The organism is Flavobacterium phragmitis (assembly GCF_900112575.1).
Classification (GTDB): domain Bacteria; phylum Bacteroidota; class Bacteroidia; order Flavobacteriales; family Flavobacteriaceae; genus Flavobacterium; species Flavobacterium phragmitis.
Genome location: NZ_FOMH01000003.1, coordinates 172037 through 193953, shown reverse-complemented (window position 1 = coordinate 193953; position 21917 = coordinate 172037). Strand labels below are relative to the sequence as shown.

Annotated in this window: 22 protein-coding genes; 9 read left to right on the top strand and 13 right to left on the bottom strand. The window is 33.6% G+C overall.

Annotated features, from left to right (window positions below; all coding sequences use genetic code 11):
- Nucleotides 1-140: 140 nt before the first annotated feature.
- Nucleotides 141-1211, bottom strand: a complete 1071-nt coding sequence (locus BM289_RS06465; protein WP_091492315.1) for a branched-chain amino acid aminotransferase — start codon at nt 1209-1211, stop codon at nt 141-143.
- A 306-nt stretch (nt 1212-1517) separates the two neighbouring features.
- Here BM289_RS06465 and mnmD point away from each other — a divergent pair, with 306 nt between their 5' ends.
- Both mnmD and BM289_RS06455 read left to right on the top strand, forming a co-directional pair.
- Nucleotides 1518-2180 carry a tRNA (5-methylaminomethyl-2-thiouridine)(34)-methyltransferase MnmC2 gene (gene mnmD / locus BM289_RS06460; RefSeq protein WP_091491837.1) on the top strand — a complete coding sequence of 221 codons (663 nt, stop codon included), beginning with the start codon at nt 1518-1520 and terminating at the stop codon, nt 2178-2180.
- 166 nt (nt 2181-2346) lie between these two features.
- Nucleotides 2347-2544, top strand: a complete 198-nt coding sequence (locus BM289_RS06455) for a hypothetical protein (protein WP_073416676.1) — start codon at nt 2347-2349, stop codon at nt 2542-2544.
- Nucleotides 2545-2573: 29 nt separating this feature from the next.
- Here BM289_RS06455 and BM289_RS06450 read toward each other — a convergent pair whose 3' ends face one another.
- Entirely contained in the window at nt 2574-3521 is a 948-nt protein-coding gene (locus tag BM289_RS06450) for a LysR substrate-binding domain-containing protein (RefSeq protein WP_091491836.1), read from the bottom strand.
- Between the two features lie 107 nt (nt 3522-3628).
- On the opposite strand from BM289_RS06450, the gene BM289_RS06445 reads away from it, so the two are divergent.
- The 4 genes from BM289_RS06445 to can all read left to right on the top strand — a co-directional run bounded on the left by BM289_RS06445 (nt 3629) and on the right by can (nt 6992).
- On the top strand, nt 3629-4108 hold the full coding sequence (locus tag BM289_RS06445; protein WP_091491835.1) for a Dps family protein: 480 nt from the start codon (nt 3629-3631) through the stop codon (nt 4106-4108).
- A 122-nt stretch (nt 4109-4230) separates the two neighbouring features.
- Entirely contained in the window at nt 4231-4512 is a 282-nt protein-coding gene (locus BM289_RS06440) for a hypothetical protein (protein ID WP_244165334.1), read from the top strand.
- 84 nt (nt 4513-4596) lie between these two features.
- On the top strand, nt 4597-6243 hold the full coding sequence (locus BM289_RS06435) for a SulP family inorganic anion transporter (protein ID WP_091491831.1): 1647 nt from the start codon (nt 4597-4599) through the stop codon (nt 6241-6243).
- A gap of 113 nt (nt 6244-6356) precedes the next feature.
- Nucleotides 6357-6992, top strand: coding sequence for a carbonate dehydratase (gene can / locus BM289_RS06430; protein ID WP_091491830.1), 636 nt, complete (start codon nt 6357-6359; stop codon nt 6990-6992).
- A gap of 43 nt (nt 6993-7035) precedes the next feature.
- Here the strand turns inward: can and BM289_RS06425 are convergent, their stop codons facing one another.
- Together BM289_RS06425 and BM289_RS06420 are read right to left on the bottom strand one after the other, a co-directional pair.
- Entirely contained in the window at nt 7036-8238 is a 1203-nt protein-coding gene (locus BM289_RS06425; protein WP_091491828.1) for an LETM1-related biofilm-associated protein, read from the bottom strand.
- Between the two features lie 109 nt (nt 8239-8347).
- A complete protein-coding gene (locus tag BM289_RS06420) occupies nt 8348-8875 on the bottom strand; it encodes a superoxide dismutase family protein (protein WP_091491826.1) in 528 nt (175 codons plus the stop codon).
- A 214-nt stretch (nt 8876-9089) separates the two neighbouring features.
- On the opposite strand from BM289_RS06420, the gene BM289_RS06415 reads away from it, so the two are divergent.
- From BM289_RS06415 to BM289_RS06405, 3 genes are all read left to right on the top strand, one after another.
- Nucleotides 9090-9524: an META domain-containing protein gene (locus BM289_RS06415; RefSeq protein ID WP_091491825.1), complete on the top strand. Its 435-nt coding sequence runs from the start codon at nt 9090-9092 to the stop codon at nt 9522-9524.
- A 4-nt stretch (nt 9525-9528) separates the two neighbouring features.
- The gene (locus tag BM289_RS06410) at nt 9529-10041 is read left to right on the top strand and encodes a DUF4251 domain-containing protein (RefSeq protein ID WP_091491823.1); all 513 of its coding nucleotides are present in this window, start codon (nt 9529-9531) and stop codon (nt 10039-10041) included.
- Nucleotides 10042-10137: 96 nt separating this feature from the next.
- Nucleotides 10138-10620, top strand: coding sequence for a hypothetical protein (locus BM289_RS06405; protein ID WP_091492314.1), 483 nt, complete (start codon nt 10138-10140; stop codon nt 10618-10620).
- 75 nt (nt 10621-10695) lie between these two features.
- On the opposite strand, the gene BM289_RS06400 is transcribed toward BM289_RS06405, so the two are convergent.
- The 9 genes from BM289_RS06400 to BM289_RS06360 form a co-directional block, all read right to left on the bottom strand.
- A complete protein-coding gene (locus BM289_RS06400) occupies nt 10696-11790 on the bottom strand; it encodes a glycoside hydrolase family 18 protein (RefSeq protein WP_091491822.1) in 1095 nt (364 codons plus the stop codon).
- Between the two features lie 304 nt (nt 11791-12094).
- On the bottom strand, nt 12095-13900 hold the full coding sequence (locus BM289_RS06395; RefSeq protein WP_091491820.1) for an acyl-CoA dehydrogenase family protein: 1806 nt from the start codon (nt 13898-13900) through the stop codon (nt 12095-12097).
- Between the two features lie 54 nt (nt 13901-13954).
- Nucleotides 13955-14305: a four helix bundle protein gene (locus BM289_RS06390; RefSeq protein WP_091491818.1), complete on the bottom strand. Its 351-nt coding sequence runs from the start codon at nt 14303-14305 to the stop codon at nt 13955-13957.
- Between the two features lie 146 nt (nt 14306-14451).
- Nucleotides 14452-15633 (bottom strand): thiolase family protein, encoded by a 1182-nt coding sequence (locus tag BM289_RS06385; protein WP_091491817.1) that lies wholly within the window; start codon nt 15631-15633, stop codon nt 14452-14454.
- A gap of 218 nt (nt 15634-15851) precedes the next feature.
- Nucleotides 15852-16313 carry an IS200/IS605 family transposase gene (gene tnpA, locus BM289_RS06380; protein ID WP_091491815.1) on the bottom strand — a complete coding sequence of 154 codons (462 nt, stop codon included), beginning with the start codon at nt 16311-16313 and terminating at the stop codon, nt 15852-15854.
- 84 nt (nt 16314-16397) lie between these two features.
- Nucleotides 16398-18788 carry a 3-hydroxyacyl-CoA dehydrogenase/enoyl-CoA hydratase family protein gene (locus BM289_RS06375; RefSeq protein ID WP_091491814.1) on the bottom strand — a complete coding sequence of 797 codons (2391 nt, stop codon included), beginning with the start codon at nt 18786-18788 and terminating at the stop codon, nt 16398-16400.
- Nucleotides 18789-18824: 36 nt separating this feature from the next.
- Entirely contained in the window at nt 18825-19310 is a 486-nt protein-coding gene (locus BM289_RS06370; RefSeq protein ID WP_091491812.1) for a MarR family winged helix-turn-helix transcriptional regulator, read from the bottom strand.
- Between the two features lie 223 nt (nt 19311-19533).
- A complete protein-coding gene (locus BM289_RS06365; RefSeq protein WP_091491811.1) occupies nt 19534-20571 on the bottom strand; it encodes a helix-turn-helix transcriptional regulator in 1038 nt (345 codons plus the stop codon).
- Nucleotides 20572-21147: 576 nt separating this feature from the next.
- Nucleotides 21148-21795 (bottom strand): HD domain-containing protein, encoded by a 648-nt coding sequence (locus tag BM289_RS06360; protein WP_091491809.1) that lies wholly within the window; start codon nt 21793-21795, stop codon nt 21148-21150.
- Between the last annotated feature and the right edge of the window lie 122 nt (nt 21796-21917).

Sequence of the window (21917 nt, the reverse complement as noted above, 5' to 3'; positions counted from 1 at the left end):
ACTTACATACATGCACATAGCCTTGTGTTAGAAGTATGTTTTTTGATTTTTTTTTTAAGCAAAAATCTATGTTTTTAAGTTCAAATAAAAAACCCGATAAAAATAAATTTATCGGGTTTCTCTTTTTATATGGTTTTGGACTATTGTACCTTAACTGTCCATCCGTAAGTATCTTCAGAAAGTTTGTTTTGAAGACTTGTTAGTTTTTCTTTTAAGAAAGAAGCATAAGAATTTTCGATTGGAGCCATTTCGAAGTATTCATCTTTATAAGAGAATCCTTTGATAACGCTAATTACTGCAGCAGTTCCTGCTCCGAAGATTTCTTTCAAAGATCCGTTTTTAGCTGCTTCTACTAGTTCTGAAACAATTACTGGGCGAACTTCTACTTTTAATCCTTCTTTTTCAGCCATTGTAATTAAACTTTTTCTGGTAACACCATCTAAAATTCTTTCGCTTGTTGGAGCTGTTAATAAAGTATCATTAATTCTGAAGAAAACGTTCATTGTTCCCGCTTCTTCTAATTTTGTGTGCGTCGCATCATCAGTCCAGATAACTTGTTGGAAACCGTCTTTGTTTGCCAAGTTAGTTGGGTAAAATTGAGCAGCATAGTTTCCGGCCGCTTTTGCAGCACCAATTCCACCATTTGCAGCTCTACTGTAGTGTTCAGCAATAATTACTTTTACTTCACCGCCATAATATGCTTTTGCAGGAGAAAGTAAAATCATGAATTTATATTCGTCAGATGGATTTGCTATAACTCCAGGGCCTGTAGCAATCATAAAAGGGCGAATGTACATACTTGCACCATTTCCTCTTTGAATCCAGTCTTTGTCTAATTTTAATAACTCGTTCAAACCGTCCATAAAAATAGCTTCAGGAATTTCTGGCATTGCCATTCTCACTGCAGAACTATTAAAACGTTTGTAGTTTTCATCTGGTCTAAACAACCAAACATCATTATTGTCATCTTTATAAGCTTTCATTCCTTCAAAAATAGCTTGACCGTAATGGAAGACTTTTGAAGATGGATCCATCAAAATAGGAGCATAAGGTTTAATGACAGGATTTTGCCATTGCCCGTTTTTAAAATCGCATTCGAATAAATGGTCTGTAAATACAGCACCAAAACTTAAGTTGTCAAAATCTACTTCATTGATTTTTGTAGAAGTAGCTTTTATGATTTCAATTTTGCTTGTTTGAGTTGTACTCATAGTTCTGTAAGTTTTTTGCGAGATATTTTTCACTGTAGGAAATCTAAAGTGATGATATCATGTGAAATAGAATTTATTGAATGCAAAATTACGTAAAAATATGTAAAATGCTTAGTGAAAATTCATTATTTACTGGTTTTAATTGAGATTTGTTTATCTTATAATAAACTCAAATATTTGATTGGTTTTTATAAATAATTTATGAAAAAAGTATCGATTTTTAAGGCTTTACGCATTAGTTTTGATTAATTTTGAATATTAAAATGGCTTGAAAATCAATAAAAAGCTATTATAAATTTCGAAAAAGTGAAAAGAGAAATAATTAAAACGCTAGACGGCTCAACTACAATTCGTTTGCCAGAATGGGACGAGTGTTACCATTCTAAACATGGTGCAATTCAGGAAGCGAAACATGTATTTATAAAAAATGGTTTGTCATTATTTGATAAATCTGTTAGTGTATTGGAAATTGGTTTTGGAACTGGATTAAATGCTTTTATTACTTTTTTAGAATCGATTAGAAAAGGACAGAATATTGATTATGTTGGGGTAGAAGCTTATCCTGTCGATGCCGATGAGATTTTAGAAATGAATTATGCGAAAGAACTCGACGCATTGGAATTTGAGAACATTTTCGAGAAAATGCATAAAAGTGTATGGAACGAAAAAGTGGAAATTTGCGACCAGTTCTTATTAACTAAAAGAAAACAATTTTTTCACGAAATAAACGATTTTGAAATTTTTGATTTAATTTACTTTGACGCCTTTGGATACAGAGTGCAACCTGAGCTTTGGAGTACCGAGATTTTTCAAAAAATGTACAATAGTTTAAAACCAAACGGAGTTCTTGTTACTTACGCTGCTCGCGGAGTTGTTAAAAGAAGCATGATTGAAGTTGGGTTTACTGTAGAAAAGTTAGCAGGGCCTCCAGGCAAAAGAGAAATGTTTCGAGCCTTTAAAAAGATTTAAATGAATTGTTTAGAACGATTCTATATTGATTTATTTATTTTAAGAAAACGTATTCGTTGCTAAAGTTTTGAAAAAAAATAGTTAAAAAGAGATTTTATATATGATTAATGTTTAAATTTGGTGCGAGTTTAAAAATAGAGATAACCCCCAAAAATCTTGTTTTATTATGTCAAAAATGATGTTCGATTACACGAAATCAATACTTGAAAGAGTAAGTTTCGATCCGGTGCTTTTCTGCAAAGAGCTAGAAAAAGCTATCAAAACACTGTTACCATACGAAATGGAACAATTACAAGAATGGCTGTTGAATTTTATAATTGAAAAGCCAGAATTAAAACCAAGTCTACAACTAATTAAAGTATAAAAGAAAAGGAGCCAATTTGGCTCCTTTTTTTATGCTTGCTTTTTTTGAAGTGGACTGATGATTTGGACATTCTGAAAAACAATTGCTCCCTTGATTACGCCAGCAATTGTAGATCGGAGTGCATCGATGATTTGCATTTTTAATTCGCTCTTAGGGTAAATCAAACTTACCTCACGGGCTGGTTTTGGTTCCTTAAAGTTTCGAAGTTTCAGTTTGTCGGATTCTTTTAAGTCTAAGGTGTGCAAGTACGGAAGTAACGTTGTGCCAAGGCCTTCGTCTGCCAATTTAATTAAGGTTTCAAAACTACCGCTTTGAATCTGGAAATTAGATTGGTCGGCGTCTGAAACGCTTTTGCATAAATTTAAAATGCCGTCTCTAAAACAATGTCCGTCTTGCAATAGTAATATTTCATTTAAATTTAAATCGGCAACTTCGATTTCTTCTTTTTGAAAGCTTGCATGACCTTCAGGAATATAGGCTACAAATGGTTCAAAGTACAATACAATTTCTTTGATTTTTTCATCTTCAAGAGGAGTGGCAGCAATAGCAGCGTCCAGATGCCCATTTTTTAATTTTAAAATGATTTCCTCTGTATTCAACTCTTCTATTAAAAGTTTAACTTTTGGATATTTCTTGATGAAGTTATTTAAGAACATTGGAAGAATCGTAGGCATAATAGTTGGAATGATTCCTAAGCGGAATTCTCCTCCAATAAAACCCTTTTGTTGTTCTACTATATCTTTAATACGATCGGCTTCGTTTACAATATTTTTAGCCTGATTTACTATTTTCTGACCTATATCGGTAAGCTGAATAGGTTTTTTGCTTCTGTCGAAAATTAAGATATTTAGCTCTTCTTCAATCTTTTGTATCTGCATGCTTAAAGTTGGCTGCGTTACAAAGCATTTTTCGGCAGCAAGCGTGAAATTTTTATGTTCAGCAACTGCTAACACATATTGTAATTGAGTTATAGTCATATTGATAATAAATTTTGATGCAAAAATAAGAAAATATAATTTTTATTTATATAAATTTTCTTGAAGTTGCTTTAAATTTGTAGTAAATTAGTGTAAAAAATTAGATTATGAAAACAAATATATTAGGATTACCTGTAAAAGAGTCAGAATTATTAGTAAAAGAATTGAATGTGTTGTTGTCGAACTTTCAGGTTTATTATCAAAATTTGAGAGGGATTCACTGGAATATTCGCGGAAAACGTTTTTTTGATTTACATGTAAAATTCGAAGAATTGTATACAGATGCACAATTGAAAATTGATATGATAGCGGAGAGAGTTTTGACAATTGGAGGAACTCCACTACATACTTTTGAAGATTATATTCAAAACAATAAATTAACAGTTGGTAAAAATATTTCGAATGACGAGAAAGCAGTTCATTTAATTGTTCATTCCTTATCAGATTTATTAAAAATCGAAAGAGAGATATTAAACAAATCTGACGAAATTAACGATGAAGGAACCAATTCTATGATGAGTGACTTTATTTCTGAGCAGGAAAAAACAATCTGGATGATGAATGCTTGGTTAGAAGAGACGTTGTAAAATATTGTATTTTAATAAATTAGAAGCAGAACGGCATAAAAATTGCGTTCTGCTTTTTTGTTTTTGTTAAATTTCTATAAAAATCTCTTTGATTTTATTTGTTTAACGCTATTTTTGTTTCAATGAAATTTGTAGCTCGCATATTATTATTCATTTTTATTGCTTTTTTATCGACCCCAACTATTGTTCAGGCGTTAAAGAAAGGCAATAATACAGCTGTGTCTTTTAGTATCGCGGAAGAAGAAGTTCATAAAGAACTTAAAAATGTAGTGCATCCAATCATTTTAGAACACGAAGTTTTACTGCCGGTTTGCATTGAAAAGAAAACCATTATATCTGAAAATATTGTAAAACTTGACAATATTTCACCGAGCATATTTGCTCCACCTCCCAATTTAGCATAATACTTCCGATTATTTTGATCTTTAACCGCATTTGAACAGCAGACGCGGTAAATCTTTTATGAATAATTTTTTTAGTATTGTGTTATGACAAAAAAAATCAATCTTTTTGCCAACCTTAAATCTGATTTTGCCTCAGGTTTAGTGGTTTTCTTGGTGGCTCTTCCGTTGTGTTTAGGTATTGCAATGGCTTCTGGAGCACCATTATTTTCTGGAATTATCGCTGGTGTTGTCGGAGGTATTGTAGTCGGATATCTAAGTCAGTCACATATTAGTGTATCAGGTCCGGCGGCTGGGTTAACAGCTATCGTTTTAACCGCTATTACCGATTTAGGAGCTTTTGATGTTTTTTTAATGTCTGTTTTTATTGCTGGATTAATTCAATTAGCATTAGGATTTTTAAGAGCCGGAAGTATATCGAACTATTTTCCAACCAACGTAATTGAAGGAATGTTGGCAGGTATCGGAATTATCATTATTCTGAAACAAATACCGCATGCCTTTGGTTATGATGCCGATTATGAAGGAGATCAGGCTTTTATTCAGAATGATGGAAGCAATTCTTTTTCATTTTTATTTGATGTTTTAAATCATATTCAGTTAGGAGCTGTTGTAGTTACTTTGGTTTCGCTGACAATCTTGCTTTGTTGGGAAAAAGTCTCATTTCTAAAAAGAATAAAATTAGTGCCGGGAGCTTTAGTAGCTGTTATTGCCGGAGTAGTTTTAAACGAAATATTTGTATCAACAGGAAGCGCTTTGGCAATTGCAAAAGAACATTTGGTTTCTTTGCCAGTTCCAAAATCTTTTGATGATTTTAAATCAATTATAATTATGCCAAACTTTGCATCGGTTACAAATCCGCAGGTTTGGGTAGTTGCCCTTACAATTGCCATTGTCGCTTCTATTGAAACACTTCTTTGTATCGAAGCTTCAGACCGAATGGATATTCAAAAAAGATATACCGATACCAATGTCGAGTTAAGAGCACAAGGTATTGGAAATGTTGTAAGTTCTCTTTTAGGAGGTCTTCCTATGACATCTGTGGTAGTGCGTTCGTCAGCAAACAATAATGCAGGGGCAAAATCAAAAATGTCTACCATAATTCATGGTATGCTTTTATTAATAAGTGTTTTGTCTATTCCAATGATTTTAAACAAAATTCCATTGGCAACATTGGCAACAGTTTTAATCTTGGTGGGATATAAACTTGCAAAACCAGCAACCTTTATGCATTTCTGGAAAAAGGGTAAATACCAGTTTGTCCCTTTTATTGCAACTTTGGTCTTTGTCGTTGCGACAGATTTGCTAAAAGGTGTTGCGTTGGGTATCATCATCAGTATTATTTTCGTTTTGAGAGGAAATCTTAAAAGAGCTTATATCTTTAAAAAAGAAGAATATGAAGATGGAGATATCATTCATATTGATTTAGCACAGGAAGTTTCGTTCTTGAATAAGGCTGCAATCAAACAAACGTTAAATGAAATTCCTGAAAATTCAAAGGTTATAATTAATGCTCATGATACAGAATATATTGCGCATGATGTTTTGGATTTAATTCGTGAATTTAAAGAAACCAGAGCAATTGACGAAAATATTAAGGTCAAACTAAAAGGCTTTAAAGAGGCTTATGAACTAGAGAATACGCCAGAAAATAATAATCATGTTACGATTGAGCATTATTATGATGTAGCGAAAAGAGAAATAGTTCAGAAAGAAGTTGTTAGAGGAGAATAATTAAAATAACGTGCTTTTAACGCAAAAGAAGTCTCAAAATTTAGGTAACTTTACATCAAGTTCATTTTTTGAGACTATTATAACTTAGAAATTACCACACAAAAAAGAAAAAAATGAGAAAATTTTATGAGCAGTTATTAGAAAATAATAAAAAGTGGGTTGAAACTTCATTGGCAAAAGATCCAAATTATTTTGCTGATTTGGCAAAAGGGCAGCAACCGCCATTATTATGGATTGGATGTTCTGACAGCCGTGTTCCTGCAAACGAAATTGTTGGTGCAAAACCAGGAGAAGTTTTTGTACACAGAAACATTGCTAATATGGTTGTTCACTCTGATATGAACATGTTAAGCGTTCTGGATTATGCTGTAAATGTTTTGAAAATTAAACATATTATCGTATGCGGACATTACGGATGCGGTGGTGTAAAAGCTGCAATGGGACATCAGTCTGTTGGAATTATTGACAACTGGCTTCGTCACATCAAAGATGAATATCGTTTGCATGATAAATACTTAAATTCAATCGAAAACGAAGAGGATCGTTTTAATGCTTTTGTTGAAATCAATGCTAAAGAGCAGGTTTATAACTTAGCAAAAACATCAATTGTTCAAAATGCATGGAAAAACGGACAAGATTTAATGGTTCACGGCTGGGTTTATGGTTTAAATTCAGGTTTTGTAACCGATTTGAATGTAACCATTAGTTCAAACGAAGAACTGGATTCGGTTTATCAATTAGATCTTTAATAGATACATAAAAAAATCGCCCTCTTAAAAAGGGCGATTTTTTTTATTCGTTTTCATCAAGATTCTCATTAAATGCTGATGGAAGCATTGTTGGAATAAACTTGATTAATATCGGTAGCAATAAACTTCCTCCTGGAAGTAAAAATATAGTCAGAGACGGAATGGTTTTGCAGATGTCCAGAAGCTGTTTTTTTACTTTTTTCTTTTCTTTAGCATCCAAATCTCTTGTTGTAGAGTAAGCAAGTAAAATTACAAGTTCTTTACTCTGCATAATTTCCCGAATTAATCTGTTTTTATTTCTGGTAATCAGTTTTACAACACTATGTGTCATCTGATCGTAGAAATGTTTAACCGGATTAGAGTAATTAAAGTATGGAATTTTCTTTTTGTGAGTTGTAATAAAAGTATTGGTTGTGTCCATGCTTTTGGTTACAAAATCATCAGGAACTCCCATTGTTGTTCCTAAAGAATAGAGAAAGTAAGCTTCTTCATTCTCAACAACTCCATCGCTCCAAAGCGCCATTCCAGCCATATCAATCAGATAATATTGTTCCAATTTATTTTTGAAATAATCTAATTGTAAAGTCTCTAAAGTGTCAACGGTAACTTTTGAGAATTTTGAATAACGGATAGAAGCTTCAAAAAGTTTGATTAATAAGTCATCGTGCTGTGATTTTATAGTTTTGGTTTTTAAAGCCAAACCAACAATGCCTAAAACGGTTTCTTCAATTCGTTTTAAATATTTCTCAGGAATTTCGCCATGTTCTAGATATTGTCTGAAAGCCAAAACATCAATAAACAATAGTGCATTGGTAACCAAATGAGAGAAGTTTTTACTGATGATACTGTCATTTGTTTGTACTCTCTCGTCGATAATAGTTTCTAAAGAAAGGGAAGGAGTGTCTTTTGGCAATAAAATTTTAAACAGGTTAAATCCTTCTGGATTCATCTGTTTGTAAAACTTTAAAACTTCTGAAATAAAATGTGTTGGCTCCGAATTTCTTTTCTCTAAACAAAAAACGTGATAAAGAGTATTAAGTAAGGCAACTTTAGAAATTTCGGTTTTAAACCAGCCTTTTATCGGAATCGGAACTTGCGAATCAATGGCAATGATATGACCATAAATAAATCCCGTTTCTCTTACTTTATAGTAAAACGATTCTACAGTCTCAAAAGGAATGGCTTCTGAAAACTTCTGTTCGCTAAAAAACTTATCTATCCAGCCGTGTGCTGATGGGTTAATCATTGACTTAATTTTGCTGATGCAAAGCTATGTCTTTTTCTTGTTTTAGAATTCATTTAAAATGAAATAACCACTAGATTTTGTTAAAAATAGTGGTTATTTATGATTTTTCTTATTTGATGATTCCTGCGCAGGCAACTCTTCCCCCGGCATTTCCTGTTGGCTGGGTTGTAAAGTCATCTGTTCCTGCGTGTACAATTAAGCCTTTTCCAAGAACGTCTTTGTTAGCATCTCCGCATCCAATACACCATTCATCTGTTGTTAATGTGATAGAACCATTACCTTTTGCATCTGCAGTAAAGTTTCCAATATCACCTTTGTGGTATTCACCAACTCCCCATTTTCCATGTTTTTTAAAAGTGGGATTCCAGTGTCCGCCAGCTGAACTTCCGTCAGCAGAACTACAATCTGCTTTTTCATGAATGTGGATTGCATGAACTCCTGGCTCAAGTCCTGAAATTTTTGCAGTAAAAGTAACTTTGCCATTTTTTTCTGTAAAAACAGCGGTTCCGCCAACTTTACTATTGCTTTTTGGTTCTAAAGCAACTGTCAAAGTTTTAGCGTCATTCGATTTGTTATTTGTCTTACAGCCAATGATTAAAGCTGTAATTATAGCGAAAGAAACGATTAATTTTTTCATATTTACGGGCATTTTTAATTAAAGATTAAGTAAATTTAACATAAAATAACGGAATACTTTAACTCTAAAAGTTAAAAAAAAGTCAAACTATACGTTATAATTTAATATCGATTGAGCTCAAAAACCAAAAATATTGCTTAAATTCGTTATAGTTTCTTTGCCATTTTTTAGAAATCAGACTTCTCTAATTCGTTCATATTTAATACTTAAGGTTATGATGAAAAAGATTCTTGCTCTCGTTTTTCTAGGTTCTATACTATTTTCTTGTACTACTGCTAAAAGTAAAAAAAGTGATGCTTCATCGCTTGATGGAACTTGGGAACTGAATTATATTACCGGCCCCCGAATTACCTTTGATGGTTTATATCCCAATAAAAAACCAACAATAGTTTTTAATACAAAAGAGAATCAAGTTTCAGGAAACAACAGTTGTAATAATTATACAGGTAAATTAGTTGTCCATGGAAACAAAATTGATTTTACACAACCCATGGCAGTGACTAAAATGATGTGTCTGGATGGTGGTCAAGGAGAAACGACCTATATGAAAACCCTTCAAAGAATAACTTCTTATGATATTACAGATGATGGTAAGACTTTAAATTTTATTTCCGGAGATATTGCAATGATGCGCTTTACTAAAAAATAGTGTTATGAAAACGAAACTATTTATTCTGATGTTATTTTTGGCTTTAAGTTTATCTGTTTCAGCACAGGAAAAAACAAAAAAAGAGCTTAAGCAGGAAAGAGAACTCGAAAAACAAAAAGAGGTGCAATCACTTTTAGATACTAAAAATTTTGTTTTCGAGGCTCAGAAAGTTACGCCACAAGGTGGCAGATTAATTCAGTTGGATTACAACACCTATTTTTTAAAGTTTAATACCGAAAATACCACTTGCGATCTTCCTTTTTTCGGTCGTGGTTATAATGTAGGATACAATAGTGATGGAGGCATTAAATTCGAAGGAAAACCTGAAAACATCAAAATTGAGAATAAAAAGAAAAGTACAATTCTAAAGGCAACGGTTCGAGGCAAGAATGATGTTTATGATTTGTTTTTTACCATTTTCTTTAACGGAACAGCTACGCTTAATGTCAATAGTAATAATAGAGCGCCGATTTACTATGATGGATTGATAAGTGCGCCAAAAGAAGAAAAAAAGTAGAGCGCTTGTGTATAATAGGGTTTTGTATGCGAAATTTTTAAAATCGATATATTATTGACGAATATTATTTTTAAAAACAAATTAAAAATTAGAACTATGAAAAAATTAAGTCTTATTCTTATTATGGCCCTTGTCTCATTTTCATCTTATGCACAATCTTCTTTTAAAGAGGACGTAGATGTTTTGCAAAGTGTTTACGGAAAATCGAAAAGTGAGCTGGTAAAACAGTATATGAATCTTTCAGATGCTCAATCTACGGCTTTTGCTAAAGTTTATGATGATTATGAAATACAGCGAAAAGCATTAGGTCAGACCAAATTTCAATTAATAAATGATTACGCTGCCAATTATGAAACACTGACTGATGCTAAAGCAGATGAATTGGCAAAAGGAACCTTGAAAAATCATATTGCTTATGAAAAACTTTACTGTAAAACCTATTCAAAAGCTAAAAAAGCGATAGGGGCAATTAATGCAGCAAAGTTCATTCAGTTAGAGGTTTATTTGCAGACTATTATTAGAAGTGAAATACTAGAGGCTATTCCGTTTATTGGAGAATTGGACAAATCAAAAGTTTAATAAAATTTTACTATTATATAAAACAGAAAAAGGCAGTTACTTTTAATAACTGCCTTTTTTATGTTGTTAAGTGAATTATTTTGCTGTTTTCACTTTGTAAATTTCATTTACCATTCCGTCACGGAAACTGTCTAAAGTAAGTTCCCAGAACATGATTCCGCCTAATTTCTTAGCTTTTACGTATTCTGCTTTTGCTGTAATAGATTTAAGATCATCAGAGGTTGCAAAAGTTTTAGTTGAAGCGTTGTACCAGTAAGGTGCTTTTGCTTTATCGTCCCAGAAATATTTCCAGCCGTTTGCTTCTGTATAAGTTTTGGCGTAATCTTTAAAGTTAACGCCTTCAACATGTTTCCCGGCCTGATATAAGCCGTTATTGATGTTTTCTACATTAATCCATTGTCTGGTGTAAAAAGCACCACCAATTACTAATTTTTCAGCAGGTACACCTTGTTTTAATAAAAACTCAACAGCTCTGTCAGTAGATTCTTCTTTTGGATTTGTACTGTATAATGGGGTATGATGTCCAGTAACCTGAGAATATCCGTTTACTAAATCATAACTCATAATGTTGATACGGTTTACTAATGGAGTAACCGCTTTCCAATCGATAGACTCGTCTAAATATTTTTGGAAACCACCTGCGGCAAAACTCAATTCGTATTTTTTACCTAATGTAGAACGTAAAATTTTAACCAATTCAGTGAAGTTAGGTTTGTCCACCGCTTGATACAAATGACCAGGAAGACCTTCAATTGCAGGATATTCCCAATCTAAGTCTAAACCGTCTACTTTATAAGAGTCACTTAAAGTTTTTACAGATTTCGCAAATTTTAAGCGTCCTTCAGCAGTTGAGAAAGCAGCAGAGCAAGGTTCACATCCACCCCAGCCACCAAGCGATACAATAATCTTTAATTGCGGATTTGTAGCTTTTAAAGAAACTAAATGTTTAATCGTAATAGAATCTTTCGGAGAATCAACAGTAAGTTTACCATCTTTTAAATGACAGAAACTAAATATGATTTGGTTTAATTTTCCAACTTCGTATTGGTCAATTAGTTGGGAATCGCCTGTGTAATAGGCAATAATATCCATTTTTTTGTTTTTTTGCGCAAAGGTATTGGAGATACTTACGCACAATAATGCTAATGTAATAAAGGTAATTCGTTTCATTTTTTTGTTTTTAGCGTTTTTGGAATGCTAAATATACAGCAATACACTCAATATTTAATCCTTTAGAGGAATCAAAAAATCAATTTTAACGAAAATTTTGCAAATCGTTGCAAAAATATTGCGTCGATTTGAGTTCGTTTTTTTTTTTGAAAAAAAAGTTAATATTACCGATTTAAAGAATCTAATTGATTAAAAAAATCAGTGTTAACCCTTTAAATCTGTAGCAAAACAAAAAAAATAAACCCGCGCAGTTTCGGACTTGCGCGGGTTTAAACAAATTAAAAAGCTAAAAACTATTTTGAAATTAGAAGCAGTAACTGTTTTCTGCGACTAATTTTTCTGCAATTTTTTCTCTAAGTGCCACAACATTTGGAAGGTTAGTATATTTAGTGAAACGTTTAAGTCCCATTAACATCATACGTTGTTCGTCACCTTCAGAGAAAGAAGCAATTCCTTCTTTTCCTCTTAAGTTTACAATATCAACCGCTTTGTACAAGTATAATTTTGCCATAGCAATTTGCTCTTGAACTTTATCTTCACCTTCTTTTTTAGCTAATTTCTCAGTTCTCAAAATTGTACTTTCAGCCATATAGATTTCGATTAAGATATCAGCAGCAGCCATTAATAACTGTTGGTGAGAATCTAATTCTGGTCCGTATTTTTGAACAGCGCTTCCAGCAACCATTAAGAAAACTTTTTTCAAGTTAGCTACGATTACTTTTTCTTCAGAGAATAATTCAGAGTAATCTGGAGTATCAAAAGATGGAATTCCCATTAATTCTTCCTGAACTTTCATTGCTGGTCCAAGTAAGTCAACGTGACCTTTCATTGCTTTTTTGATCAGCATACCTACAGAAAGCATTCTGTTGATTTCGTTTGTTCCTTCGTAGATACGAGCGATACGAGCATCTCTCCAAGCACTTTCCATTGGAGTATCTTCAGAGAATCCCATTCCACCAAAAACTTGGATTCCTTCGTCAGAACAGTTTTGAACGTCCTCAGAAACCGCTACTTTCAAGATAGAACATTCGATAGCATATTCTTCAACACCTTTCAATTCTGCTTCTTGGTGACTTGTTCCTTCTGCTTCACGAGCAGCGATTCTGTCTTCGATGTCTTTTGCAGCACGGTAAGAAGCACTTTCTCCAGCGTAAGCGTTAGTTGCCATTTCAGCTAATTTAGAACGGATAGCTCCAAAAGATGAAATAGAAGTGTTGAACTGAATTCTTTCGTTAGCATATTTTACAGCTCCAGAAGTAACTCTTCTTTGTGCATCTAAACAAGCCGCAGCCAATTTAATACGACCAACGTTCAAAGCGTTCATTGCGATCTTGAAACCGTTTCCTCTTTCAGACAACATGTTTTCAACCGGAACTTTTGTTTCGTTAAAGAAAACCTGACGAGTAGAAGAAGCACGGATTCCTAATTTATGCTCTTCTTCATTCATAGAAATTCCGTTTGAAGGATCGTTTTCTACGATGAAACCTGTAATATTTTTATCATCTCCAATACGAGCAAAAACGATGAAAACACTGCAGAAACCTGCATTCGAAATCCACATTTTTTGTCCAGTGATTGAGTAATATTTTCCATCTTCAGATAAAACTGCTTTAGTTTTTCCTGAGTTAGCATCAGATCCTGCACCTGGTTCAGTTAAGCAATAAGCTCCAAACCATTCTCCAGAAGCTAATAACGGAACGTATTTTTTCTTTTGCGCTTCAGATCCGTAAAGTGTAATGGGCATAGTTCCAATTCCAGTATGAGCACCAAAAGCAGTTGAGAACGAACCAGTTGCTCCAGAAATGTAGTCACAAACCAACATTGTAGAAACAAATCCCATTCCTAATCCGCCGTATTCTTCCGGAACTGCAACTCCAAGAAGTCCAAGTTCACCAGCTTTACGCATAGATGATTCAGTATACGCATAATCTTTTTTCTCAAAACGATCTTTATGCGCCCATAATTCTTTGTCAACGAACTCTTTTACAGAGTCACGCATCATTAACTGCTCTTCAGAGAAATCTTCTGGTGTGAAGATATCCTCGCATTTTGTTTCTTTAACTAAAAACTGACCACCACGAGTCACGTTTTTTTCGATTGTATCTGCCATTTTGTTTTTGTTTTTATGAAAGAAAATAGAATATAGAGTATAGAAAATAGACTTTTACTTTAGCCCGTTTTGAAAACTCATTGTCATTCTTTGGAATTCTTCTATTTTAATTTCTAATTGGTTAAATTGTATCTCGTTAATATATTTTCTATGTGTAGCAATTAATAATTGCGTTATTAGTTCAAATGAAGAGCCAAGAGAAATATCTAAAAAATGACTGAAAGATTTATCTGTTCTTGAAGATCCTTCGGCAATATTACTAGGCATCGAAACAGAACATCTGCTTATTTGAGAACTCAAATCGTATCGTTCATGTTTTGGAAATTCTAGTAATAAATCTGAAATTTCATTAGCTATTGTAATTCCAAGTTGCCAAATCTTTAAATTCTTATAATTATGTCTCATGTTTTTTGAGGCAAGATAAGAAATTAATTAAAAGCAAGATTAGTACTACATTTTAAGCTCTTAAGCATTCTGTCATTCCAAAAAGTATATCTCTTAATTCTCAAAGAAAAAATCTATTTTCTATACTCTATATTCTATTCTCTTTTTTAAAGAACTTCGTAAATACCAGCAGAACCTTGCCCAGTACCCACACACATAGAAACGATTCCGTATTTATTACCTCTGCGTTTCATCTCATCGAATAACTGAACAGAAAGTTTAGCTCCTGTACATCCTAGAGGGTGACCTAAAGCAATCGCTCCACCGTTTACGTTTACGATTTCTGGGTTAATGTTTAATTCGCGAGTTACTGCTAAAGCTTGTGAAGCAAAAGCTTCGTTTAATTCAATTAACTCGATATCGTTCAATGTTAATCCTGCTTGTTTTAAGGCTTTCGGAATTGCTTTTACAGGACCAATACCCATAATTCTTGGCTCAACACCAGAAGAAGCAAAGTTTACCAAACGTGCGATTGGTTCAAGGTTTAATTCTTTTACCATTTCTTCGCTCATAATTAAAACGAAAGCAGCACCGTCACTCATTTGAGAAGAGTTACCAGCCGTTACACTTCCGTCAGCAGCAAAAACTGGTCTTAAACCTGCTAAAGCTTCTTTAGAAGTTCCAGCTCTTGGTCCTTCGTCTTTATTTACAACGTATGATTTAGTTTCTTTTTTACCATTTTCATTGATGAAAGTCTGCTCAACAGTAATTGGAACGATTTGTTTGTCGAATTTTCCTTCTGCCTGAGCTTTCAATGCTTTCATGTGAGAGTTGTAAGCAAACTCGTCCTGATCTTCTCTTGAAATTTTATATTGATTAGCCACAGCTTCAGCAGTTAACCCCATTCCCCAATAGTAATCTTCGTGGCCTGCAGCAGCCACTTTATAATCCGGAGTTGGTTTGTAACCTCCCATCGGAATATAACTCATACTTTCTGCACCACCAGCGATGATACAATCTGCCATTCCTGATTGGATTTTAGCCGTGGCCATTCCGATAGTTTCTAATCCAGATGCGCAGTAACGGTTAACGGTAACACCAGGAACGTCTTCTACCTTTAATCCCATTAAAGAGATCAAACGTCCAACGTTAAGACCTTGTTCTGCTTCCGGCATGGCATTTCCTACCATAACGTCGTCAATACGTTTTTTATCAAAATTAGGCAACTCATCCATCATAAACTGAATGGTTTCAGCTGCTAATTCATCAGGACGTTTGAAACGAAATACACCTTTAGGTGCTTTTCCTACCGCTGTACGGTAAGCTTTAACAATATATGCTGTTTTCATTTGTTTTTGTTTTTGATGTTTTTATAGGTCGCTCCTAAGGAGCTAATTTTGTCATTTAAATTATATTTTCTACAAACAGATTGCCTCTCAGAGGCTTATTTAAATTTACATACATTATTTCTGCTTTAGTTGCCTCAGAGAGGCCTACTGTTTGTAGCATTAAATTAGGTATGTTTTTAGAAGCTCCTTAGGAGCGACCTGTTTTACCAGCCTGTTTGTTATTCAACCCAATCAAATAAATATTTCTCATCATAATCAATTTCAAATTTTTCTAAGAATGAAAGATATTCTTCTTTAAATGTTTGTTTTCTATGATGCTCTTCTTGATTTAGAATATATTTCACCACATTATCTAAATGGCTCTTTGAATAAGAAAAAGCTCCAAATCCTTCTTGCCAATTAAATTTTGTATTAATCCATTTACTGTCATTAATGAATTTTGATGAACCTGCTTTAATATCCCTGACTAAGTCTGATAATGAAAGATTAGGTTTCATTCCAATCAAAATATGAACGTGATCTGGCATTGCAAAAATGGATAATAATTTTTGACCTCTGTTTGAAACAATACCTGTTATGAATTTATGTAGTTCTTCACGGTTTTCTTTTTTTATCAAATTTTCTCTGCCTTTGACAGCAAAAACAATTTGAATGTAAATTTGTGAATAGGTATTAGCCATAAAATTCGTTTTAAAACAGGTCGCTCCTACGGAGCTGAACCAAAAATCATTTCATTTTCTACAAACAGGTCGCCTCTCCGAGGCTTAGTTTCTTAATGGTTTACCTTTTGTTAACATGTATTGAATTCTCTCTAAAGTCTTACGTTCTGTACATAAACTCAAGAAAGCTTCACGTTCGATATCTAATAAATATTGTTCAGATACTAAAGTAGCTTCAGATAAATCACCTCCGGCCATTACATAAGCCAGTTTATTTGCGATTTTCTTATCGTGCTCAGAAATGTATTTTCCAGCCTGCATTTGATCTGTTCCAACTAAGAACATACCTAAAGCTTGTTTTCCTAAAACTTTAATGTCATTTCTTCTGATTGGCTGTGTGTAACCAGCTTCTGCCATTAATAAAGCATGTTTTTTAGCTTCAGCGATCTGACGATCTTTGTTTACTACGATAATGTCTTTTCCGTGTTGTAAAAGTCCAGTGTCAAAAGCCTCATAACCAGAAGTCGAAACTTTAGCCATAGCGATTGTTAAGAAATACTCTTGAAGAACATTCAATTCCACATCATTTTTGCGGAATAAATCTGAAGCTCTTAAAGTCATTTCTTTAGAACCACCACCACCAGGGATAACTCCAACACCAAACTCAACTAATCCCATGTACGTTTCTGCAGCTGCCACAACTTTGTCAGCATGTAAGCTCATTTCGCATCCACCACCAAAAGTCATTCCGTGAGGTGCAACTACAACTGGAATAGAAGAGTAACGAACACGCATCATGGTATCTTGGAACAATTTAATTGCCATGTTCAATTCGTCGTATTCCTGCTCAACTGCCATCATGAAAATCATTCCGATATTGGCTCCAACAGAGAAATTCGCTGCTTGGTTACCGATAACTAAACCTTGATATTCTTTTTCAGATAAGTCGATTGCTTTATTGATGGCTTGTAGAACGTCACCACCAATAGTATTCATTTTAGATTGGAATTCTAAGTTTAAGATTCCGTCTCCTAAATCCTGAATAATTGCTCCACTATTGCTCCAAACTTTTTTGCTTTCGCGAATGTTGTTCAGAATAATAAATGAATCTTGTCCAGGAACTTTTACTTGTGATTTTGTTGGAATATCGTAGAAATAAGTAGCGCCTTCTTTTACAGTATAAAAACTTTTGCTTCCAGAAGCCAACATTTCGTTTACCCATGTGGCAGGCTCTAAACCTTCTGCTTTCATGATTTCGATTCCTTTTTCAACACCAATGGCGTCCCAGATTTCGAATGGACCATTTTCCCATCCAAAACCAGCTTTCATAGCGTCGTCAATTTTGTAGAATTCGTCTGTGATTTCAGGAACTCTGTTTGAAACGTAAGCAAACATTCCAGCGAAACTCTTACGGTAGAATTCTCCCGCTTTGTCTGTTCCTTTTACTAAAACTTTAAAACGATTGATCGGTTTGTCGATAGTTTTAGTTAGTTCTAAAGTTGCAAAATTTGCTTTTTTTGCAGCGCGATATTCTAATGTATTTAAGTCTAAAGAAAGAATATCTTTATCTACTTTTTTGTAAAAACCTTGTCCAGTTTTGCTCCCTAACCAATTATTCTCCATCATTTTGTTGATGAAATCTGGAAGTTTGAACAATTCGTGTTGTTCGTCGTTCGGACAGTTTTCGTAAATACCGTTGGCAACGTGTACCAAAGTATCCAATCCAACAACGTCAACTGTACGGAAAGTAGCCGATTTTGGACGGCCAATTACTGGTCCAGTCAATTTATCAACTTCTTCAATCGTTAATCCCATTTCTTTAACTAAGTGGAATAAACTCTGGATTCCGTAAATACCTATTCTGTTTCCAATAAACGCTGGAGTATCTTTAGCAACAACCGAAGTTTTTCCTAAGAATTTAGATCCGTATTCGTTTAAGAAATCCAATACTTCTTTTGAAGTTTTTGGACCAGGAATAATTTCAAATAATTTTAAGTAACGCACAGGGTTAAAAAAGTGAGTTCCGCAGAAGTGCTGTTGGAAATCTTCGCTTCTTCCTTCACTCATAAAATGAATCGGAATACCCGAAGTGTTTGAAGTAACCAAAGTTCCCGGTTTACGGAATTTGTCGATTTGTTCAAAAACCAATTTCTTAATGTCTAAACGCTCAACTACAACTTCGATAATCCAGTCAACATTAGCAATTTTTGCCATATCATCTGTCGTATTTCCAGTCGTAATTCTATTTGCGAATTTCTGACTGTAAATAGGAGATGGTTTTGATTTTAATGAATTCGCCAAATGTTCGTTTACCACACGGTTGCGAACGGCTTTACTTTCAAGTGTTAATCCTTTTTTAGCTTCAGCTTCGGTCAGTTCACGTGGTACGATGTCCAGAAGTAAAACTTCGACACCAATGTTAGCAAAATGACAAGCTATACCTGAACCCATAATTCCGGATCCAATTACAGCAACTTTTTTAATTGTGCGTTTCATAATTTGTTACTATTTGTTTGTAGGAGGAAAAGAATATTATTCTTTTTCTGTGTTTTCTGTTTGCTTCGCCAGTTCGCTGGCGCTCGTGTGATTAAATATGTTTTTATCGTGAATCAGTTCATTGATGATTTCAGAAACTTCAATAAAGTGATTCAGTTTTTCTTCTGAAACATGTTTTCTAACAGTTTCATTAAACTTTAGAACTGTATTTTTAGATAAATCTCTTTTTTCTTTGCCAAACTCAGTAAGGTAGATTAGAACACCTCTGCCGTCGCTTGGGTTTTTCTTGCGAACGATCAAACCTTTTTCTTCCATAGATTTTAAGGTTCTTGTTAAGCTTGTAGCTTCCATTCCCATTCTTGGGCCGAGAGCCGTTGACGGAGTTCCTTCTTCTTTATCCATACTTAAAAGAGCAAATCCTGTCGCCATTGTGGCGTCATACTTTGCTGCTTCTTCGTTGTACATTCTTGAAACAGCCTGCCAGGTTGCTCTCAAAATATAATCTATTGTTTTGTCTTTCATAGGGGGAACTATATCGATTTCAAATATAATTAAAAAATACTATGCATGCATATAATTTTTTAATAATTTTTTGGTTAGTTATAAAATATCCCTGATTTAAAGGGTTTTGGTTGTTTATTTTAAGTGTAATATACTATTCTTTTTTTATATTTTAACATTTTTAATGCTGTAAAAATCCTTTTTTAGTTTTTAAAAAGCATTTAATTCTATATTCTGTAAAAAATTATACATTTATTTCAGTTTTGTTTTCAGGATTATAGCGTGAAAGTGCCTCTTCAAGTACCTTTTTCATACGATTTCTAAGACCTTCAGGCCTCAAAATCTCCAAACAGCTTCCAAAACCTAACAGAAGACGTTCCATTTCATAATTCGGTATTACATATATATGTATAATAACACTTCCGTCTTCATTTTGTTTAATTAATCGCTGAGAGGCATGCAAAGGTTTAGTAAGTACATAAGGCGCATTCGAAGCATCGACCCATAATTCAATACGTCTTGCGTTTAATCCTGAATTGACTGTAACGCCAATTACATCTTTATAATAAATGTCAGCATCAAAATCTTCTTCTAAATAAGGATGATTGAAATCGTAGTCAATCGAAATGATTCTGTCCAAAGCTAAATTGGTAATTGGCTGTGAGGCTTTTTTCTTCCCGATTAAGAACCAGCGATTATTGAATTCCTTTAATATAAAAGGATGAAAATGGAATTTACTTTCGTCTCTGGATTTAAAAGATTTATAGGTAATAACCAAAACCATTTTTTTGATAATCGCCTGATAGATTTCGTCCAGATAATGCAGACCTTTTAGTTTTTCATTTTTATCCAGATATATAACAGGTTTAGTATGCGACTTTTCAGCATAGATTTTATCCTCCAATCTTTGCAAAATATCCGAAACATCATTAAATAAAGAGAAATCTTTAAATTGTTTCAACATCGAAACCGTTTCTGTCAAAACATTCATATCCGTTTCCGTCAACGGAATATCGGTTATCGAAAAATCTTCGTCTTCATATTTATAATACTTTTTATCGTAAACTACGATCGGCGCATTATAACCGAGTTTTTCACTTCGCATCAGCTGAATATCCATCTGAATAGTCCGCTTGCTGATCGGATTTTGTCGTCCTTCATATTCAAATAAAGCTTCAGAGCAACATTCGATTAAATCTTCGAGTGTCCATAGTCTGTATTTATTCTGAAGACATTTATCAATCGTTTTGTATCGTATTAAGGCGTTTTTGTTTTGTGACATTATTGTATTGTTTTGCCACAAAGGCGCGAAGACGCAAAGATTTATTTTTTTATGCCACAGATTAAAGGATTAAAATGATTTTCCTCATTTTTTGTCATTTCGACCGAAGGGAGAAATCACACTAGAAACTCCACAAAGAACTTCTCCAATCTTTGTCGAATTCCTCGTGTGATTTCTCCCTTCGGTCGAAATGACAAACTGTGCGTTTAATTAATACTTTAAATAAAAACTTTGCGACTTCGCGACTTTGCGAGATTAATTCCTCGTTGTATATTTTGGGCGTGTCCCTCCGGGTCGGGCTTTCGGCTATATCTTTTGTTCCATTTCATTTCACAAAAGGATACCGCCTCAATCCCTCACGCATTTACGTTAATAATGAAATTTCATTATCCATTTTTAAAATAATTTTTTCGGTTCTAATTTTCTGTAGAGACGCACAGCAGTGTGTCTAACGTATTGTGGATATTCGTTGCGTAGACGCACTGCTGTTCGTCTCTACACATATGCTTTGTGTTGATTTTGTTTCGCAATACAAACCCGACAGGTTTTCAAAACCTGTCGGGTTTAACAACAGGTTTATATTAATAAAGAAATCTCTTTTTCAATATTCGCTCTCGCTTTTTCCTCATACAAACTCCTAAACTCATCCGTCTGAAAAATAAACTCGTTTTCCAGAAAATGTTTCAACGCTTTCGCACGTCCGGGTTTGTATAGAAAATCAGGATAAATGCGATATTCTTTTCTAATTTGTTCAAAATAGATTTTATAATCGTCCCAATCTTTAGCAAGGATTTTCAAATCAAAATCGATTAACCAATTAATATCTCCAATTGCATTGTGTTGATGTTGCTGAGTAGCACAAATTGCATCAAAAATTAATTGTTTATTCGGTTTCGTAAACCCGACAGGTTTTTGAAAACTGTCGGGTTTAACATCTGTAAAAATAGATACTGCATATTCGGCACTTTTAAGTTCGTTGTCTTTTTTAGAAGCCGAATACACAAAATCATGATAAAAAATCGAAAATAATATTTCGTTTGGGTTTTCAAGTTTATCACGATATGTTTCAAAACTCTCAATCATTTCTTTTAAATGCGTGAGATTATGGTAATGCCTTGATTTTTTGGAATATGCCTTTTCTAAATCCAGCCAGTTCTGCTGAATTTCATTATCTTCAAAACCAATATTAAGAAGTAAATCACTGTAGATTTTATTCAAATTCATCTTGTTTTTTACTCAAATTTAAAATTCTTTTTTTACTGCGCAAAATAATTGCGCAGTAGTTTTGAAATCTTTGCTTAAGAAATAAAACAAATAGTATTTCTTAAAAATGAAACAAAAATTAT

Excerpts from the sequence above, each read along its gene's own strand:
- BM289_RS06465 (WP_091492315.1), bottom strand. The coding sequence starts at position 1,211 with ATGAGTACAACTCAAACAAGCAAAATTGAAATCATAAAAGCTACTTCT.
- BM289_RS06455 (WP_073416676.1), top strand. The coding sequence starts at position 2,347 with ATGTCAAAAATGATGTTCGATTACACGAAATCAATACTTGAAAGAGTA.
- BM289_RS06450 (WP_091491836.1), bottom strand. The coding sequence starts at position 3,521 with ATGACTATAACTCAATTACAATATGTGTTAGCAGTTGCTGAACATAAA.
- BM289_RS06445 (WP_091491835.1), top strand. The coding sequence starts at position 3,629 with ATGAAAACAAATATATTAGGATTACCTGTAAAAGAGTCAGAATTATTA.
- BM289_RS06440 (WP_244165334.1), top strand. The coding sequence starts at position 4,231 with ATGAAATTTGTAGCTCGCATATTATTATTCATTTTTATTGCTTTTTTA.
- BM289_RS06435 (WP_091491831.1), top strand. The coding sequence starts at position 4,597 with ATGACAAAAAAAATCAATCTTTTTGCCAACCTTAAATCTGATTTTGCC.
- can (WP_091491830.1), top strand. The coding sequence starts at position 6,357 with ATGAGAAAATTTTATGAGCAGTTATTAGAAAATAATAAAAAGTGGGTT.
- BM289_RS06425 (WP_091491828.1), bottom strand. The coding sequence starts at position 8,238 with ATGATTAACCCATCAGCACACGGCTGGATAGATAAGTTTTTTAGCGAA.
- BM289_RS06420 (WP_091491826.1), bottom strand. The coding sequence starts at position 8,875 with ATGAAAAAATTAATCGTTTCTTTCGCTATAATTACAGCTTTAATCATT.
- BM289_RS06415 (WP_091491825.1), top strand. The coding sequence starts at position 9,090 with ATGATGAAAAAGATTCTTGCTCTCGTTTTTCTAGGTTCTATACTATTT.
- BM289_RS06410 (WP_091491823.1), top strand. The coding sequence starts at position 9,529 with ATGAAAACGAAACTATTTATTCTGATGTTATTTTTGGCTTTAAGTTTA.
- BM289_RS06405 (WP_091492314.1), top strand. The coding sequence starts at position 10,138 with ATGAAAAAATTAAGTCTTATTCTTATTATGGCCCTTGTCTCATTTTCA.
- BM289_RS06400 (WP_091491822.1), bottom strand. The coding sequence starts at position 11,790 with ATGAAACGAATTACCTTTATTACATTAGCATTATTGTGCGTAAGTATC.
- BM289_RS06395 (WP_091491820.1), bottom strand. The coding sequence starts at position 13,900 with ATGGCAGATACAATCGAAAAAAACGTGACTCGTGGTGGTCAGTTTTTA.
- BM289_RS06390 (WP_091491818.1), bottom strand. The coding sequence starts at position 14,305 with ATGAGACATAATTATAAGAATTTAAAGATTTGGCAACTTGGAATTACA.
- BM289_RS06385 (WP_091491817.1), bottom strand. The coding sequence starts at position 15,633 with ATGAAAACAGCATATATTGTTAAAGCTTACCGTACAGCGGTAGGAAAA.
- tnpA (WP_091491815.1), bottom strand. The coding sequence starts at position 16,313 with ATGGCTAATACCTATTCACAAATTTACATTCAAATTGTTTTTGCTGTC.
- BM289_RS06375 (WP_091491814.1), bottom strand. The coding sequence starts at position 18,788 with ATGAAACGCACAATTAAAAAAGTTGCTGTAATTGGATCCGGAATTATG.
- BM289_RS06370 (WP_091491812.1), bottom strand. The coding sequence starts at position 19,310 with ATGAAAGACAAAACAATAGATTATATTTTGAGAGCAACCTGGCAGGCT.
- BM289_RS06365 (WP_091491811.1), bottom strand. The coding sequence starts at position 20,571 with ATGTCACAAAACAAAAACGCCTTAATACGATACAAAACGATTGATAAA.
- BM289_RS06360 (WP_091491809.1), bottom strand. The coding sequence starts at position 21,795 with ATGAATTTGAATAAAATCTACAGTGATTTACTTCTTAATATTGGTTTT.